Below are 16481 nucleotides of genomic sequence, written 5' to 3'. Positions count from 1 at the left end.
AGTGGCGTGATGATTGATGAAGTAGCCGGCACCCCGACGATCCAGCTCGAGCCGAGCTGGAAGCAGCATGTCGGCGATTACCTGATGCAGCCGCAGATGCGCGAGCTGTCCAGCTTCCTGCGCCAGCGCAAGGCCGGTGGCGCGGCGGTGTTCCCGCCCGGCCCGCAGATCTTCGCCGCGTTCGACGCCACGCCGTTCGAGCAGGTGAAGGTGGTGATCCTCGGCCAGGACCCGTACCACGGCCGTGGTCAGGCGCATGGGCTGAGCTTCTCGGTGGCGCCCGGAGTGCCGGTGCCGCCGTCGCTGCTGAACATCTACAAGGAGATCGAGAGCGATCTCGGTCTCCCGCGTCCGGACCATGGCTGCCTGATCCCGTGGGCGCAGCGCGGTGTGCTGCTGCTCAATGCCGTGCTGACGGTGGAAGAGGGCCAGGCCGGTGCCCACCAGGGGCGTGGCTGGGAAGGTTTCACCGACCACGTTGTGGATGTGCTCAACCGCGAACGCGACGGCCTGGTGTTCATGCTCTGGGGCGCGTACGCGCAGAAGAAGGGCAAGGTCATCGACACCCGCCGCCACCGTGTGCTGAAGTCGCCGCACCCGTCGCCGCTGTCGGCCCACCGAGGCTTCCTGGGCTGCCAGCATTTCTCGATGGCCAACGAGTACCTGCAGCGCCGCGGGCAGGCCCCGATCGACTGGTCGCTGCCGCCACGCTCGGCGCTCTGAGCGGGCCGGGCAGTAGCCCGGCGCCGCCAGCGATGGATCAATGGCCCGCTGCTGGCGCGATATCCGCGCGCCGATAGTAGGCACGCGCGCCTTCGGCGATCACGCTGAGGGCTTGGACCGTGCCGTCGCCACCACGGTGGAACAGCAGCTCCGCACCTACGCTGCCGGCGAGGAAGCGAACAGGGGTCAGTGCCTGGAGCATGACGGCCTTGCCCCGTCCTGGAAGGCGCAGTTCCAGTCCCGCTTGGCCTGCCTGTACGTCCAACGTCGTGGCTTCGAACCAGTCAGCGAGACCGCCGCGGACGTCCATCGGCAGCGCGCCATCGAGTACGAAGTGGCCGCTGAAACCTGGGTAGCTGTCGCGCAGAAGCGTCGGGTCAAGCGTGCGGATGACCGGCTTGGCGTTGTGGCCGAGTGCATCGGACAGGGCATTGCGGATCTCCCCACGCAGTGCGGGGCCGTTGTCGCCATTGGTCAGGATGACGAATCCATCGCCGCTCTCCGGGTAGCCTTCGATGCCGGCGTGATAGCTGTCATTGCTGCCATTGTGGAAGAAGCGGCGACTGGCGCCGTTGCCGGCGAGCTCCGGTCCCAGGCCACGACCGGCCGGCGCCACTTCGCTGACCATCTGCAGGGCCAATGACTGCGGCAGCCATCCATCCTTGGTGCGGATGCTGCGCAGCAGGGCCGCGACGAACAGGCCCATGTCGTTGGCGCTGGTCCACAGCCCGGACGCCGCCTGTTCCGGAAAGCTCTGCCAGCCGCGTGGCAGGGCCTCCGGCAGGCCTTTGTTGTCGTGCGCATGGGCAACGTTGCCGTAGCCGGCAGGCAAGGGGCTCTGGTACGTGCTGCGGGACATGCCCAGTGGCGCGAACACCTCGCGACGTGCGACGTCGGCGAATGCTCTGCCCGTCAGGTCTTCGATCGCCAGCTGCACCACCGTGTAGCCGCCACCGGAATAGTCGACCTGCTGGCCGGGCGCGTGGATCAGGCGTATCGGTTCATTCTTTGCGGGCGCCAGTCCATCCAGTGTCTGCAGCAAGGTCGGCAAGCGTTCGGCGGGCTGGTAGTCCTGGAAGCCATGCACATTGAAGCCGGCGGTGTGCGAGAGCAGCATGCGCAGGTTGATCGGCGGGTGCAGTCCCTGCGCATCGGCAGGCACATGCCAGCGGCGCAGGCGGGGATCGATGTTCTCCTCCAGCGAGACCTTGCCGGCAGCAACCAGCTTCAGGGTGGTCGCCGCAGCGCCCATCTTGCTGACCGAGCCCACCGAGAACACGGTATCGGCATCCACCGCATCGCGCGTGCCCGCCTGGCGCAGGCCGAATCCAGCGGCGTATACCACCTGGCCATTCCGGATCACCGCAACGGCAGCGCCCGGTATCTTGTAGTGGGCGAGGCGTTCCTCGATCGACCACTGCGGCAGCGCGGCGCCCAGCTGCGCGGTGCTGGGGCGCAGGCCATGGGCCATTGCCTGGGCAAAGCGCGCAGGGTCTTCAGCACTGGCGTCAGTGGCCATCACGTGGAACGGGGTCAGGGAGACCAGCAGCGAACACAGCAGCAGGCGGTTCATCATCGACATCCTTGCAGGAGTGGAAGAGCGGGCGGGATCGGCACACGCGTTGCCACGCACGCCTGCCGCGTCCGGTCGTTGCGGGTGGAACGGGTTATCGCCGCAGCGCGGGAGGCGATGCGGCGGCGGCGTCAGCGTCGTTCGCGGCGGGCGCCCTGCGCCAGCAGGTAATCGCGCACGGCCGCGTTGCCGGCCTGGTTCAGCGGTGTCCGCCAGCGTCCCAGCCAGCCGTCGGCCTCCACGCCCAGGTTGATGTCGGCGCCGTGCGCGAGCAGGTACTGCACGGTGGCCAGATGCCCTTCGCGCGAGGCATTGATCAGCGGTGTCTCGTCATAGGTCACGACCCGGTTGACGTCTGCACCGGCCTGCACCAGCTGCTCGACGATGGGTTGCAGGCCCAGCGCGGAGGCGACGATCAATGGATTGCCTTCGCCCAGCGCGGCACGATCGGGGTCGGCGCCTAGCTGCAGCAGGGCGTCGACCATCGCCGGATCGCGTGCGCGGATGGCCTGGATCAGCGCCGTGCCGTCGCCGAGCACGCGCGCATCAAGATCGACACCGGCCGCCGCCAACGCGTGGACCTGCGCGACGTCATGCGTGCTGGCGGCCTGGAGCAGCGTGTTGACGCGCGTATCGGAGGAGCTGGCAACCGGTGGTGAGGCGAGTCGTGGTGAGACAGCCACCGCAGTGCCGGTGCAGGCCAGCAGAAGCAGCAGGCCCAGCACCAACAGGCTGCGGCGCCGGGGGGACTGCGACGCGGCGTCCAGCAGCTGATCGATGCGCTGCGCCAGCTGGCTGCGTGCACTGAACATGCCCAGTGCAAGCGTCGGTGCCTCTTCGCGCAGGGCCTGCAGCTGTTCGATGCTGGCCAGCAGCGAACCTGCATAGTCCAGCGGTTCGCGTGCCTGCATCGCAGCGCGTGCATCACAGGCCATTTCGCGCAGTACCGCCAGGCGTGCCTGGGCAAGGTGCAGGAGTGGATTCCACCAGAACAGTGCTGTTCCCGCCCGCAGCAGCGTGCTTGTCCACAGGTCGCGTCGATCCAGGTGTGCAACCTCGTGGCGGACGATGTCGCGCAGCACGTTGTTGTCCAGCCGTGCCAGCAAGGGGCGGGGCAGGAGGATCTGCGGGCGCCACAGGCCGACGACCATCGGCCCGTCGACGGCGCAGGTGGCGATCGTCACGTGGGCGGGCACGATGTCGGCCAGGACCGCGCGCAATCCGGCGGACGCCGGTTGCGCCAGCCGCCGCAGCCGGCGCGCGTGCAGCATCGCGTCCAGCAGGCGCATGCCCAGCCACAGGGTGCCCAGCAGCCAAAGCAGTGCAAGCACCGTCGGCAGGGTCTTCGGCAGTTCGACGTAATAGATGTCGGGCTGCCGTCCGGCTTCGAAGATGGCCTCTTCCGTCGTTGCCCCTTCGCCGGGCATGGGGTGGAACGCGGCCGCGGGCGGTGCCGGTGCAGGCAGGGTGGTCGACCAGCCCGGCAGGAAGGCGCTGAGCGGCAACAGCAGGGCCGCTGCCATCGCGGCGGTCAGCAGCCAGGAGCGTTGTTCGGCACTGAGGGCCCGCCGCCATGCCAGCCACAGCGCGGGCAGCAGCACAACGGCAGACAACAGCAACTGCCGAAGGCCCAGTGCCATCGCCATGTCGATGAGGTTCATTCCTTCCTCCCGGCCCTGGCATCGCTGATGCGCTGCTGCAGTGCCTGCAGTTCGTTGCGGTCGATTTCGCGTTCGTCCACCAGGTGCTGTGCCAACACGTTCGGTGAGCCGTCGAAGAACTGATGCAGCAGATGGTCGAGCGCTTGCCGGCGGGCCTGCTCGCGGCTGAGCGTGGCGTGATAGATGTAGGCGCGACCTTCCTGGCGATGACTGACAAAGCCCTTCTTCGCCAGCACGTTGAACATGGTCAGCACCGTGGTGTACGCGACCGGCTTGTGTTCGCCGAGCACATCCGCCACATCGCGGACGGACGCTTCGCCCTTGTCCCAGAGGATGTCGAGGATGGCCTGCTCGGCGGGGGTGGGATTCTGCGAGACAGGGCGGGCCATGCGCTTCTACGTATGAATTAGTTGATGCATCGGAGCATGTCGCCGGATGGCTGTCAACGGGTTTCTTAGTAGTAAAGGTGCGGCCCTCAGCCTTCGGGGCTGAACACCCGGCAACGTCTTCTGGCCTGAATGGGCCTCAAGAACGGCCCGTTCAGCTCCGCTTGACCGGAATCGGCCGGTTTCCGGCAGGTAATTGATTGAATTCCAAGGGATTGTGAATCCCGAAAAGCGTGCTCGCCACTGTCATCAAATCGCGCTACGGTAGGGTTCTGCTTGGGACCAGTGTTGCATCAATGGGACGCTGGAACTTTTTCCTCCTTTAGCAGTCCAAATGCCGGACTGCTAAGATGGGTGCCTATGAGCCAGAACACCTCTACTGCCCTTGTGGCAAACAATCTCCCGATTCCCAGTGCGCTCGGTTCGCTGGACGCCTACATCGGTGCCGTGCACCAGATCCCGGTGCTGTCGGTCGATGACGAACAGGACCTGGCCCGTCGCTTCCGCGACGGCAACGATCTGGACGCCGCCCGCGAGCTGGTGCATTCGCACCTGCGCTTCGTGGTGCACGTGGCCCGCGGCTACAACGGCTACGGCCTTGCGCTGGGCGACCTGATCCAGGAAGGCAACATCGGCCTGATGAAGGCGGTCAAGCGCTTCGACCCCGACATGGGCGTGCGCCTGGTCTCCTTTGCCGTGCACTGGATCCGTGCCGAGATGCACGAGTTCATCCTGAAGAACTGGCGCATCGTGAAGGTCGCCACCACCAAGGCGCAGCGTAAGCTGTTCTTCAACCTGCGCAAGTCGAAGACGCGCCTGGGCTGGATGAACGCGGCTGAGGTCAGCGCGGTGGCGAAGGACCTGAACGTGTCCGAGCGCGAGGTCATGGAAATGGAGTCGCGCCTGTCCGGTCGCGATATCGGTTTCGATGCGCCGGCCGACGAAGACAACGAACACGCGCCGCCGTCGCCGGCCGCGTTCCTGGTTGCCAACGACGAAGATCCGTCGATGGCCTACGAGCGCGAGGACAGCGAAGACAACCAGATGCAGCTGCTGCGCGAAGGCCTCGCCGAGCTGGACGCCCGCTCGCGCGACATCATCCGCCGCCGCTGGCTGGATGCGGACAGCAAGGTGACCCTGCAGGAACTGGCTGACGAATACGGCGTGTCGGCCGAGCGTATCCGCCAGGTTGAAGCGAACGCGCTGAAGAAGATGAAGGCGCTGTTCACCGCGTAAGCGGAAAGGCGTCGCAATTGTGAAAGGCTCGGCAGCAGTGCCGGGCCTTTTTCGTTTGTGGGGCTTAGCTACGCATGACGTGGCTCTATTCTGACGCCAGGACGGTGGTTGCGCCGACCTGATCATGTGCTGGATGCTGATGTTTACGCTGTACCACGCAGTGGCACGGTATGATCATGCCACGCGTCTTCCTCACACGAAGTTTCAATCGCAGCATGCGCAGGACCACCCTGTCCGACGCTGCGCTGTACCGGTCGGTACGTGAAATGGAAGCGAGTCTGGTGGATGCTGATCTTGGCGGCGGAATCTTCAAGAAGCGCGTTGCCTTGCCGGGGCGAGGAAAGCGCGGGAGCGTTCGAATCATCGTCGCCACACAGCGAGGCGGGCATTGGTTCTTACTTTTCGGCTACGAGAAGAATGAGCGTGCTGCGATCACGAATGCGGAACGCGATGCGCTGCAGTTGTACGCATCGGAGTTCCTGAAAATGAGTGCGGCGCAGTTGAATCGTGCCGTGGAGTACGGGGATCTACAGGAGATCGACCATGACGAAGACCCCTGAGCGACGGCGCGCGAAAAGTGCGCTTCTTGAAGCGGTGCATGATGCCGCTGTGAGTCTGCACGCGCATGGTTTCATCGATAAACGTCGATTGAGCAGCTACGAAGCGCTTTGCCTTGAGCCGGTGCCTGAGTACAGCAGTGCCCAGATACGTGCCCTGCGTACGTCATTGCAGCTCAGTCAGCCGGTCTTTGCGGGAGTTCTCAATACCAGCGTTTCCACCGTACGCAGCTGGGAGCAGGGCGAAAAGAAGCCCAGCGGACCGTCACTGAAGTTGCTTAACCTGATTGATCGGAAGGGACTCGAAGCAGTCCTGTAAAGCAAAGGCCCGGTTCTGCCGGGCCTTTGTTTTTCCGAGGCGTTCAATCCACGCATGGCGTGGATCTACCCAGTGTCAGTAGAGCCACGCCATGCGTGGCTGCGGCGCGGCCGTCACTCTTCGCGTGCGATCGCGCGCCAGCCGATGTCGTTGCGGTGGAACTCGTTGGCCCAGGTCACCTTGGCCACGCCTGCATACGCATTCGCCTGCGCGTCGCGCACGCTGTCGCCCAGTGCGGCCACGCACAGAACGCGGCCGCCGGCGCTGACGACCTGGCCCTGCGCATCCAATGCCGTACCGGCATGGAACACCTTGGCACTGGCCGGCACATCATCCAGGCCGGAAATCACGTCACCGGTGATCGGTGCTTCCGGGTAGGGCTTCGCGGCCAGCACCACGCCCAGCGACGGGCGCGGATCCCAGTGTGCTTCCACCTGATCCAGCCGGCCATCGATGGCGGCTTCCACCAGCTCCACCAGATCCGACTGCAGGCGCAGCATCACCGGCTGGGTTTCCGGATCGCCGAAGCGCACGTTGAATTCGATCACCTTCGGCGCGCCGCTGGCATCGATCATCAGGCCGGCATAGAGGAAGCCGGTGAACGGGATGCCGTCGGCGATCATGCCCTGCACGGTCGGGTTCACCACCTCGCGCATCACGCGGGCGTGCACCTCCGGCGTGACCACCGGGGCCGGCGAATAGGCGCCCATGCCGCCGGTGTTCGGGCCGGTGTCGCCGTCGCCGACGCGCTTGTGGTCCTGCGAGGTTGCCATCGGCAGCGCATGCACGCCGTCCACCATCGAAATGAAGCTGGCTTCCTCGCCGTCGAGGAATTCCTCGATCACCACGCGGGCACCGGCATCGCCGAAGGCGTTGCCCGAGAGCATGTCACGCACAGCGTCTTCGGCTTCGACCTGGGTCATCGCCACGATCACGCCCTTGCCGGCGGCCAGGCCATCGGCCTTGACCACGATCGGTGCGCCCTTCTCGCGGATGTAGGCCAGCGCGGCGTCCACGTCGGTGTGCACGGCGTAGAACGCGGTGGGGATGTCGTGGCGGGCCAGGAAGTCCTTGGCGTAGGCCTTGCTGCCTTCCAGCTGCGCGGCAGCGGCGGTCGGCCCGAAGATACGCAGGCCAGCAGCGCGGAAGCGGTCGACTACACCGGCCACCAGCGGTATTTCCGGGCCGACCACGGTCAGCGCCACGCCTTCGGCCTGTGCCAGCGCCAGCAGGCCGTCGATATCGGTGACCTTGACCGCCACGTTGCGGCACTTGTCTTCGCTGGCGGTGCCGGCGTTGCCGGGCGCCACGATCACTTCGGTGACACGGGAGGACTGGGCCAGCTTCCATGCCAGGGCGTGTTCGCGGCCGCCAGAGCCGATGACAAGTACGTTCATCACGAGATTCCAGATTGCGTGGGAAGGGAAGATCGATATCCCCGGCGGCGCGCGTGGTTCACTCGCAGCCTTCGCGTCGCAGCGATTCGGGGAAGGAATAGGCCCAGGTCTTCGGGTCCAGGGTGAAGCGGTGTTCCTGCCGGACCTGCTTGCCACCGCAGGTGGTGCCGGTTTCGTCGATCAGCAATGGCCAGACCCGCGCGCTGCGGTCGCTGTCGTCGAAACGCAGGGCGAAATCGATGCTGAAACGGCGGGTGCGGCAGTCGTTGGCGGTGTCCGGGTCGGTACTGGCGTCGACCGTGTCGCACTCGTACTGGGCGTCATTGTCGATATGGCTGCGCAGGCTGCCACTGGCCACCAGGCCGTTCGGGCCCGGCAGGATCAGCGACTGCGAGAGCAGCGAGAAGCCCTGCCCGAACCAGCCGTCCTCGACGCGGAAACCATAGAAGTCGCTGCCGGCGCGGATGACGCTGGCGGTGCCGGGTTGGCCGCCGCTGCCGAAGCGCTCGCCGGTCAGTTCGCTGGTCACCTCGAAGCCATCGCCCTTGGGGCGCAGCACGAAGAACTCGATCGTTCCCGGGTCGATGTGCGCGCCATCGACCAGCGCACCGCACACGGCCAACAACTGCTGCCAGCTGTCTCCGCTCACCACCGGTTGTTCCGCGCAGACCTGCCAGTCCACCGCATGGGTATCGCCATCGTCGGTCCAGCTACCGCGCCATTCAGCGGAGAGCGTGGCGTTGCTGCCGTAGCGCTGGGCCAGGAAAGCCTGCAGTCGTGCGGTGCGGCTGACATGCTGCGCCGGTGAGGCGGGGGCCACTGCAGGCGCATCCACCTTCGGCGCCACGCTGGGCTCGCCGGCAGGCCTGCAGCCCGCCAGTACGGCCGCGCCCGCGAGGGCGAGGGCGGCCAGCGATTTCATTGAAACTGTGGACATCCGTGTCGCTCCAGGATCAGTGGCGGAAGTGGCGCACGCCGGTGAACACCATGGCCAGGCCATGTTCGTCGGCGGCGGCGATCACTTCGGCATCGCGCATCGAACCGCCCGGCTGGATGACCGCCTTGATGCCGGCGGCGGCAGCGGCATCGATGCCGTCGCGGAACGGGAAGAACGCATCAGAGGCCATCACCGAGCCCTCGACCACCAGGTTCGCATCGGCGGCCTTGATGCCGGCGATGCGGGCCGAGTACACGCGGCTCATCTGGCCGGCGCCGACACCGATGGTGCGGTTGTCCTTGGCATAGACGATCGCGTTGGACTTCACGAACTTGGCCACCTTCCAGGCGAACAGCAGGTCGGTGAACTGCTTGTCGGTCGGCGCCAGCTTGCTGACCACCTTCAGTTCGTCGCGGGTCATGCCGCGGTTGTCCGAGGACTGCAGCAGCAGGCCAGAGCCGACGCGCTTGCTGTCGAAGTTGTTCAGGCCATCGCCGTGCGGGATGCGCAGCACGCGCACGTTGGCCTTCTTCTGCGCGTACTCCAGCGCAGCCGGCTCGTAGTCCGGGGCAATCAGCACTTCGACGAACTGGCGGTCCAGGATCACCTTGGCGGTGGCGGCGTCCAGCGGTTTGTTGAAGGCAATGATGCCGCCGAAGGCGCTGGTCGGGTCGGTGGCGTAGGCCAGCTCGTAGGCATCGCCGTTGCCGGCACCGACCGCCACGCCGCACGGGTTGGCGTGCTTGACGATGACGCAGGCCGGCGCATCGAACTGGCGCACGCATTCCCACGCCGCGTCGGCATCGGCCAGGTTGTTGTAGCTCAGTTCCTTGCCCTGCAGCTGCTGGAAAGTGGCCAGCGTGCCCGGCACCGGATACAGGTCGCGGTAGAACGCGCCGCTCTGGTGCGGGTTCTCGCCGTAGCGCAGGTCCATCACCTTCACGAAGGTGGAGTTCATCTGTGCCGGGTACTCGGTACGCGCCGGCACCGCAGCGTCGGTGGCGGTGACCGCCGACAGGTAGTTGCTGATCGCGGCGTCGTACTGGGCGACGCGGTTGAACGCGGCCACCGAGAACGCGAAGCGGGTGGCAGCCGACAGCTGGCCGTTGTTGGCCTCCAGCGAGGCCAGCAGCTCGGCGTACTGCGACGGATCGGTGGACACCGCCACGCGGGCGAAGTTCTTGGCCGCCGAGCGCAGCATGGCCGGGCCGCCGATGTCGATGTTCTCGACCGCGTCGGCCAGGGTGCAATCGGCCTTGGCGGTGACCGACTCGAACGGGTACAGGTTCAGCACCAGCAGGTCGATGGCGCCGATGCCGTGCTCGGCCATCACCGCATCATCCAGGCCCGAACGGCCCAGCAGGCCGCCGTGCACCATCGGGTGCAGGGTCTTGACCCGGCCGTCCATCATTTCCGGGAAGCCGGTGACGTCGGCCACGTCCTTCACGGCCAGGCCGGCATCGCGGATCGCCTTGGCGGTGCCGCCGGTGGACAGCAGCTCCACGCCGCGTGCCGCCAGCGCAGTGGCCAGCTCGACCAGACCGGTCTTGTCGGAAACGGAGAGGAGGGCCCGGCGGACGGGCAACAGATCAGCAGTCATGGGACAGAATCGGCAGCGGAGCGGGGCCGATATTGTAGGCGGTGGGGGCCGGTGGCGGGCGCTGGAAGGGGCAATTTGCCATGGCAATCGGCGTAAGGCCGGGTCGGGCACATCGATCCGGACCGGTCTGGGGGCTGGGCTGTGGACCGGAGCCGGGTTGTCGGAATCTGCCGACGATGGGGTAGGCTGTGCCCGCACTGCCAAGGATCAGCGGGTACGGATCATGTCGATCTATGCATTGAAAGGACGTTTCCAGGACCTGTTGCGTCCAGCCGTTCGCGGTCTATACCGCATGGGGATCACCGCCAATACGGTGACCGTGGCCGCCGCCGTGGTCTCGCTGCTGGTGGCTGCCGCCGTGTGGTGCTGCGCGCCGGCCCAGCCCCTGCTGTACCTGCTGCTGCCGCTGTGGATGCTGCTGCGCATGGCACTCAACGCCGTGGACGGCATGCTGGCCCGCGAGTTCGGCCAGCAGTCGCGGCTGGGCGCTTATCTGAACGAGCTGTGCGATGTGATCGCCGACGCGGCGCTGTACCTGAGCCTGCTCAGCGTGCCGGGCGTGCGCCCGGAAGCGCTGTGGCTGCTGGCCTGGACGGCGGCCCTGAGCGAGTACGCCGGGGTGCTGGGGCTGATGGTCGGTGCCAGCCGCCGCTATGACGGCCCGATGGGCAAGAGCGACCGCGCGTTCGTCATCGGCGTGCTGGGCCTGCTGCTGGCGCTCGGCTGGGGGGCTGCGATGACTGTCACTGGCGTGGCCGCGGCCATGGCGGTGCTGTGCGTGCTGACGATGATCAATCGCGTCCGTCGCGGACTGCGGGAAGCGGCGGTTTCGCCGAATTAATCAAGCAGATACAAAAAGACAATCAGGAGATTGCATGCGTCAGGCGCAGGAACGGGAATTCCACAGCTTCGACCAGGTACCGCTGTTCTACCGGTACTGGGCGAGCACCACCGCGACCCCAGCCACCAAGGCTGTCGTGCTGCTGCATCGCGGCCATGAACATTCTGGCCGGGTCACCCACCTGGTCGATGAGCTGGACCTGCCCGACACCGCCTTCTTCGCCTGGGATGCACGCGGTAATGGCCGTTCGCCCGGCGCACGAGGCGATGCCCCGGGCTTCCCGGCGCTGGTGCGCGATCTGGACAGCTTCATCGCCCACATCGGCGCCGAGCATGGCATCGCGGTGGAAGACATCGTGGTGATCGCACAGAGCGTGGGGGCGGTGGTCGCCGCCACCTGGGTGCACGACTACGCGCCGCGCCTGCGCGCGCTGGTGATGGCTTCGCCGGCGTTCAAGGTGAAGCTGTACGTGCCGTTCGCACGCCCGGGCCTGGCCTTGATGCAGAAGCTGCGCGGCAATTTCTTCGTCAACAGCTACGTCAAGCCGCAGTGGCTGACCCACGATCCGGCGCGAGTGGAAAGCTACCGCACCGATCCGCTGATCACCCGGCCGATCTCGGTGCGCGTGTTGCTGGGCCTGTACGAAGCGGCCGACCGCATCGTCGCCGATGCGCAGGCGATCAGCGTGCCGGTGCAGCTGCTGGTGTCCGGCTCGGATTTCGTGGTGCACCGTGGCCCGCAGGACCGCTTCTACGAGCGCCTGTCCAGCCCGATCAAGGAGCGCGTGCATCTGCCGGGCTTCTTCCACGATACGCTGGGCGAGCGCGATCGGGCGCCGGCGCTGGCGCGTATCCGCAGTTTCATCCAGGCACGTTTCGCCGAGCCGCTGCGCGAACTGTCGCGGCGCGATGCGCACCGCCATGGGCCGACTTTCGAAGAATCGGAGATCCTGGCCTGGCCACCGGAACGCAACAGCCTGGCCGACCTGCGCTGGCGCGTGGTACGTGGCGGCCTGCGCTTCGGCGGAACGTTGTCCGAAGGCATCGCGCTGGGTCTGCAGACCGGATTCGATTCGGGCAGCACGCTCGACTACATCTATCGCGATGAGGCGCGCGGCAAGGGCCCGTTGGGGCGCATGGTCGATCGCAACTATCTGGATGCGATCGGCTGGCGCGGCATCCGCATTCGCGGCCAGCACCTGCAGGAACTGCTGCGCGACGCTGCCCAGCGCCTGCGCGGGCAGGGCACGCCGGTGCGCGTGCTGGACGTGGCCGCCGGCCATGGCCGCTACGTGCTGGAAGCGCTGGGCCAGGGCGAACAGCGCGCCGAGCGCATCGTGCTGCGCGACTTCAGTGATCTGAACGTCACCCAGGGTCAGGCCTTGATCGAGCGCCTGGGGGCGGCCGACATCGCGCGCTTCGAGCAGGGTGATGCGTTCGACCCGGCACAGCTGGCCAAGGTCGATCCAGCACCGACGCTGGCGGTGGTATCGGGCCTGTACGAACTGTTCCCCGACAACGATGCGGTGCTGCGCTCGCTGCAGGGCATTGCTGCGACGGTGCCGGCGGGCGGCTACCTGGCCTATACCGGCCAGCCGTGGCACCCGCAGCTGGAGTTCATCGCCCGCGCGCTGACCAGCCACCGTGGCGGCGCCGCGTGGGTGATGCGCCGCCGTACCCAGCAGGAAATGGACGAGCTGGTGCGCCTGGCCGGGTTCGAGAAGGTGGCGCAGCGTATCGACGACTTCGGCATCTTCACGGTGTCGCTGGCGCGCCGGACCTCGTGATGGCGACGCTCGCCGCATCCCCGCTGGCCGCAGAGGGGCGCCCCTGGCGGCGCGCCCTGTTGTGGCTGGCCCTGCTGGGCCCATTCTTCTTCGCCAGCTATGGCTTCGCCAACTGGATGGCTGGCCGCCATGCCGAACTGCCGGTGATGGCGTTCGGATGGGAAACGCAGATTCCGTTCGTACCGTGGACGATCGTGCCGTACTGGTCGATCGATCTGTTCTATGCGGTTTCCATCTTTCTGTGCCGGCAACGGTTGGAGCTGGACCGGCATGCGTTGCGGTTGTTCAGTGCACAGTTGATCGCGGTGACCTGCTTCCTGCTGTGGCCACTGCGCTTCAGTTTCGAGCGGCCGGAGATCGGCGGTGTGTTCGGTTGGTTGTTCGATGTGCTGCTGGGCTTCGACAAGCCGTTCAACCAGGCGCCATCACTGCACATCGTGTTGCTGATCGTGCTGTGGGTGAAATTCGCGCAGTACCTGCATGGGGTGTGGCGTTGGGTACTGCATGTGTGGGCGCTGCTGATCGGCGTCTCGGTGCTGACCACATTCCAGCATCATTTCATCGATATCCCGACCGGCCTGCTGGCCGGTTGGCTGTGCGTCTGGCTGTGGCCGGAGCAGGGCACGCCACCCTTGCGTGCCTGGCGCACCGCGCGTGATGCGAGACGTTGGCGCCTGGCAGCGCTGTACCTGCTGGGGGCCGCTGCATTGCTGGTGCCGGTGGTGCTTCTGCGTGGCGCGGCGTTGTGGCTGCTGTGGCCGGTGGTATCGCTGCTGCTGGTGGCGTTGGCGTATGCGGGGCTCGGTACGGCGGTGTTCCAGAAGCGTGCCGATGGTCGCCTGACCATGGCGGCACGCTGGTTGCTGGCCCCGTACCTGGGTGCGGCCTGGATCAATTCGCGGCTGTGGACGCGGCGCGCGCCGCAGCCGGTGCCGGTGATGGACGGTGTATGGCTGGGGCGTGTTCCCTGCGCTGCATTGCCGGCACCCTTGGTCGGCGTGGTCGATGCCTGTGCCGAACTGTCCTGTCGTGCACCGGGCGCGGCGTATGCCAGCGTGCCGATGCTGGACCTGGTGGTGCCCACGCCGCACCAGTTGCGCGAGGCGGCCGAGGTCATCGAGCGGCTGCGTGCGCATGGACCGTTGCTGGTGTGTTGCGCGCTGGGCTATTCGCGCAGTGCTGCCAGTGTGGCGGCCTGGCTGCTGCGCAGTGGTCGTGCCACCGATACCGATGCCGCGGTGGCGATCGTGCGCACGGCACGTCCGGGCATCGTGCTGGGCGCGGCGCATCTGCATGCCATCACTGCTGCAGCGGGATCACGCACGTGAGTACGGTTCCCGATCTGGCGACCATGCAGCTGCTGCTGCGGCAGGGCCGTTGGCCGGCCGGCCTGTCGCTGGGCCTGCTGCTGGTGGCGCTGCTGCTGCTCGGCACCGAACCTGGCCTGGCGATGATTGCCGCCGGCCTGTTGCTGCTCAGTGTTGCCGCGGGCATCGCACAGATCTACCACGCGTGGCGGGTGGCGCTGGATGCCAGCCTGCTGCAGCTGCTGCGCGATGAAGGCCTGGACGGCGAAGCCGCCGCGCGCCGCACCGACCAGCTGCTGCGCGCCAGTGGCCTGCGCCGCGCGTCGCCCGATGCGCCACTGCGCGGCTGGGATGCGCGCTGGGCCGGCATGCGTCGCCTGCTGCTGCGCCAGTACCTGCTGACTGCAGTGCAGTTCGCACTGCTGGTGCTGGCCGTGTTGTGGCCGCAGACGTGAACGGGAGGGACCGATGTTCGCTGAATTGATTGCGCGCGCCTGCAGTGGCGCGATCCATGTAGTGACCGGTGCCCGCGCGCTGTGGATCGGTTGCGCGCCATCCAGCGAGCGCCGTGTGTACTACGGCAACCACGCCAGCCATGGCGACTTCGTGCTGATCTGGTCGTCGATGCCGCCTGCGTTGCGGCGCCAGGTGCGGCCAGTTGCCGCGGCCGAATACTGGCAGCGCGACGGCCTGCGTCGCTACCTGATCGATGCGGTGTTCAACGGCGTGCTGGTCGAGCGCGAGGCCGGCCATCGCCAGCAGGATCCACTGCAGGCCCTGCGTGACGCGGTGGACGAAGACTGCTCGCTGATCCTGTTTCCGGAAGGTACCCGCAACGTGGGCGATGAGCCGCTGCTGCCGTTCAAGAGCGGCATCTATCACCTGGCACGGCAACGACCGGAGCTGGAATTCGTGCCGGTGTGGATCGACAACCTGAAGCGGGTGATGCCCAAGGGCCGGTTCCTGCCGCTGCCGCTGCTGTGCACGGCCACCTTCGGTACGCCGCTGCGGCTGCAGGCCGACGAGGACAAGGCGGCCTTCCTGGCCCGCAGCCGGCAGGCGCTGCTGGACCTGGCGCCGAACGGGGGGCGCGCATGAGTTTCCTGATCGATGTGTCCGGCGACCTGGCAGCGCAGAGCGTGGGCCAGCAGACCGGCCTGCTGTTCGCTGGCGTCGGTGCGGTGCTGGTACTGGCCACGCTGGTGGCCGAAACGCTGCGATGGCGCCAGCGCGGCAGGCCCAGCGCGGTCATCGCCAACCTCGTGTCGCGCATCCGCGCGTGGTGGGTAATGGCGATCGTGGTCGGGCTGGCGCTGTTCTTCGGCCGCGCCGGGGTGATCGTGCTGTTCGCGATCATCTCGCTGTTCGCCCTGCGCGAGTTCATCACCCTGGCGCCGACCCGCTCGGGCGACTACTACGCGCTGCTGGCCGCGTTCTACATCGTGCTGCCGTGGCAGTACTACCTGGTGTGGATCGACTGGTACGGCATGTACACGCTGCTGATTCCGGTCTACGCGTTCCTGTTCCTGCCGATCCTGTCGACCATCGGCGGCGATACCACGCACTACCTGGAGCGCACGGCGAAGGTGCAGTGGGGGCTGATGATCTGCGTGTTCTGCATCTCGCACGTGCCGCTGCTGCTGAACCTGCACGTGCCGGGCCATGACCCCTCGCGCAACGTGCTGCTGTTTGCTTTCCTGGTGATCGTGGTGCAGTCCTCGGACGTGCTGCAGTACATCTGGGGCAAGTTGTTGGGCAAGCACCTGATCGCGCCGAAGCTGTCGCCGTCGAAGACGGTGGAGGGCTTCGTCGGCGGCGTGCTGAGTGCCAGCGCACTGGGCGCGGCGCTGTGGTGGATCACCCCGTTCACGCCGCTGCAGGCGTTCGGCCTGTCGCTGCTGATCAACCTGATGGGGTTCTGGGGCGGCCTGGTGATGTCGGCGATCAAGCGTGACCGGGGCATCAAGGACTGGGGCCACATGATCGAGGGCCATGGCGGCATGCTCGACCGGCTGGATTCGGTGTGCTTCGCCGCGCCGGTGTTCTTCCACGTGGTGCGGTATTACTGGAAGGCGGGCGGGGGCGGTTGATTCTGCCGGGCTTTCATCCACGCATGGCGTGGATCTACCGGTAGTGCCGGCCGCTGGTCGGGCACTGC

At 66.7% G+C, this 16481-nt stretch carries 16 protein-coding genes; 10 read left to right on the top strand and 6 right to left on the bottom strand.

The window, feature by feature from the left end:
• The first annotated feature begins 9 nt into the window (after positions 1-9).
• A complete protein-coding gene (gene ung, locus V3B25_RS06060; protein WP_329810311.1) occupies positions 10-723 on the top strand; it encodes a uracil-DNA glycosylase in 714 nt (237 codons plus the stop codon).
• 37 nt (positions 724-760) lie between these two features.
• Here ung and V3B25_RS06055 read toward each other — a convergent pair whose 3' ends face one another.
• The 3 genes from V3B25_RS06055 to V3B25_RS06045 all read right to left on the bottom strand — a co-directional run bounded on the left by V3B25_RS06055 (position 761) and on the right by V3B25_RS06045 (position 4346).
• Positions 761-2296 (bottom strand): serine hydrolase domain-containing protein, encoded by a 1536-nt coding sequence (locus V3B25_RS06055; protein ID WP_329810310.1) that lies wholly within the window; start codon positions 2294-2296, stop codon positions 761-763.
• Positions 2297-2427: 131 nt separating this feature from the next.
• On the bottom strand, positions 2428-3957 hold the full coding sequence (locus V3B25_RS06050) for a M56 family metallopeptidase (RefSeq protein WP_329810309.1): 1530 nt from the start codon (positions 3955-3957) through the stop codon (positions 2428-2430).
• On the bottom strand, positions 3954-4346 hold the full coding sequence (locus V3B25_RS06045; RefSeq protein ID WP_032129544.1) for a BlaI/MecI/CopY family transcriptional regulator: 393 nt from the start codon (positions 4344-4346) through the stop codon (positions 3954-3956). Before V3B25_RS06045 ends, V3B25_RS06050 begins: the two co-directional genes overlap by 4 nt.
• A 357-nt stretch (positions 4347-4703) precedes the next feature.
• Here V3B25_RS06045 and rpoH point away from each other — a divergent pair, with 357 nt between their 5' ends.
• The 3 genes from rpoH (at position 4704) to V3B25_RS06030 (ending at position 6455) form a co-directional block, all read left to right on the top strand.
• A complete protein-coding gene (rpoH, locus tag V3B25_RS06040) occupies positions 4704-5579 on the top strand; it encodes an RNA polymerase sigma factor RpoH (RefSeq protein WP_071229352.1) in 876 nt (291 codons plus the stop codon).
• Between the two features lie 176 nt (positions 5580-5755).
• Positions 5756-6139 (top strand): type II toxin-antitoxin system RelE/ParE family toxin, encoded by a 384-nt coding sequence (locus V3B25_RS06035; RefSeq protein ID WP_236494389.1) that lies wholly within the window; start codon positions 5756-5758, stop codon positions 6137-6139.
• On the top strand, positions 6123-6455 hold the full coding sequence (locus tag V3B25_RS06030; protein WP_019338970.1) for a DNA-binding transcriptional regulator: 333 nt from the start codon (positions 6123-6125) through the stop codon (positions 6453-6455). The genes V3B25_RS06035 and V3B25_RS06030 overlap by 17 nt, the downstream gene beginning before the upstream one ends.
• A gap of 113 nt (positions 6456-6568) precedes the next feature.
• Here the strand turns inward: V3B25_RS06030 and purD are convergent, their stop codons facing one another.
• The 3 genes from purD to purH are packed head-to-tail and all read right to left on the bottom strand — an operon-like array spanning position 6569 to position 10389.
• Positions 6569-7852, bottom strand: coding sequence for a phosphoribosylamine--glycine ligase (purD, locus tag V3B25_RS06025; protein WP_329810308.1), 1284 nt, complete (start codon positions 7850-7852; stop codon positions 6569-6571).
• 58 nt (positions 7853-7910) lie between these two features.
• Entirely contained in the window at positions 7911-8789 is an 879-nt protein-coding gene (locus tag V3B25_RS06020) for a hypothetical protein (RefSeq protein WP_329810307.1), read from the bottom strand.
• Between the two features lie 16 nt (positions 8790-8805).
• The gene (gene purH / locus V3B25_RS06015; RefSeq protein WP_049423484.1) at positions 8806-10389 is read right to left on the bottom strand and encodes a bifunctional phosphoribosylaminoimidazolecarboxamide formyltransferase/IMP cyclohydrolase; all 1584 of its coding nucleotides are present in this window, start codon (positions 10387-10389) and stop codon (positions 8806-8808) included.
• A 223-nt stretch (positions 10390-10612) separates the two neighbouring features.
• Here purH and V3B25_RS06010 point away from each other — a divergent pair, with 223 nt between their 5' ends.
• Genes V3B25_RS06010 through V3B25_RS05985 form a run of 6 tightly spaced genes read left to right on the top strand, consistent with a single transcriptional unit; the run spans position 10613 to position 16413 of the window.
• A complete protein-coding gene (locus V3B25_RS06010; RefSeq protein ID WP_201117493.1) occupies positions 10613-11230 on the top strand; it encodes a CDP-alcohol phosphatidyltransferase family protein in 618 nt (205 codons plus the stop codon).
• A 34-nt stretch (positions 11231-11264) separates the two neighbouring features.
• Positions 11265-13016, top strand: a complete 1752-nt coding sequence (locus tag V3B25_RS06005; RefSeq protein ID WP_329810306.1) for a bifunctional alpha/beta hydrolase/class I SAM-dependent methyltransferase — start codon at positions 11265-11267, stop codon at positions 13014-13016.
• 23 nt (positions 13017-13039) lie between these two features.
• A complete protein-coding gene (locus tag V3B25_RS06000) occupies positions 13040-14344 on the top strand; it encodes a phosphatase PAP2/dual specificity phosphatase family protein (protein WP_329810321.1) in 1305 nt (434 codons plus the stop codon).
• Positions 14341-14778: a hypothetical protein gene (locus tag V3B25_RS05995; RefSeq protein ID WP_329810305.1), complete on the top strand. Its 438-nt coding sequence runs from the start codon at positions 14341-14343 to the stop codon at positions 14776-14778. The genes V3B25_RS06000 and V3B25_RS05995 overlap by 4 nt, the downstream gene beginning before the upstream one ends.
• 13 nt (positions 14779-14791) lie before the next feature.
• Positions 14792-15421 (top strand): lysophospholipid acyltransferase family protein, encoded by a 630-nt coding sequence (locus V3B25_RS05990; protein WP_005411260.1) that lies wholly within the window; start codon positions 14792-14794, stop codon positions 15419-15421.
• Positions 15418-16413: a phosphatidate cytidylyltransferase gene (locus V3B25_RS05985; RefSeq protein WP_005414654.1), complete on the top strand. Its 996-nt coding sequence runs from the start codon at positions 15418-15420 to the stop codon at positions 16411-16413. Before V3B25_RS05990 ends, V3B25_RS05985 begins: the two co-directional genes overlap by 4 nt.
• Positions 16414-16481 lie beyond the last annotated feature (68 nt).

It is taken from the genome of Stenotrophomonas sp. SMYL8 (assembly GCF_036320065.1).
Lineage (GTDB): Bacteria > Pseudomonadota > Gammaproteobacteria > Xanthomonadales > Xanthomonadaceae > Stenotrophomonas > Stenotrophomonas maltophilia_A.
This window is presented reverse-complemented; position numbering and strand designations above follow the sequence as displayed.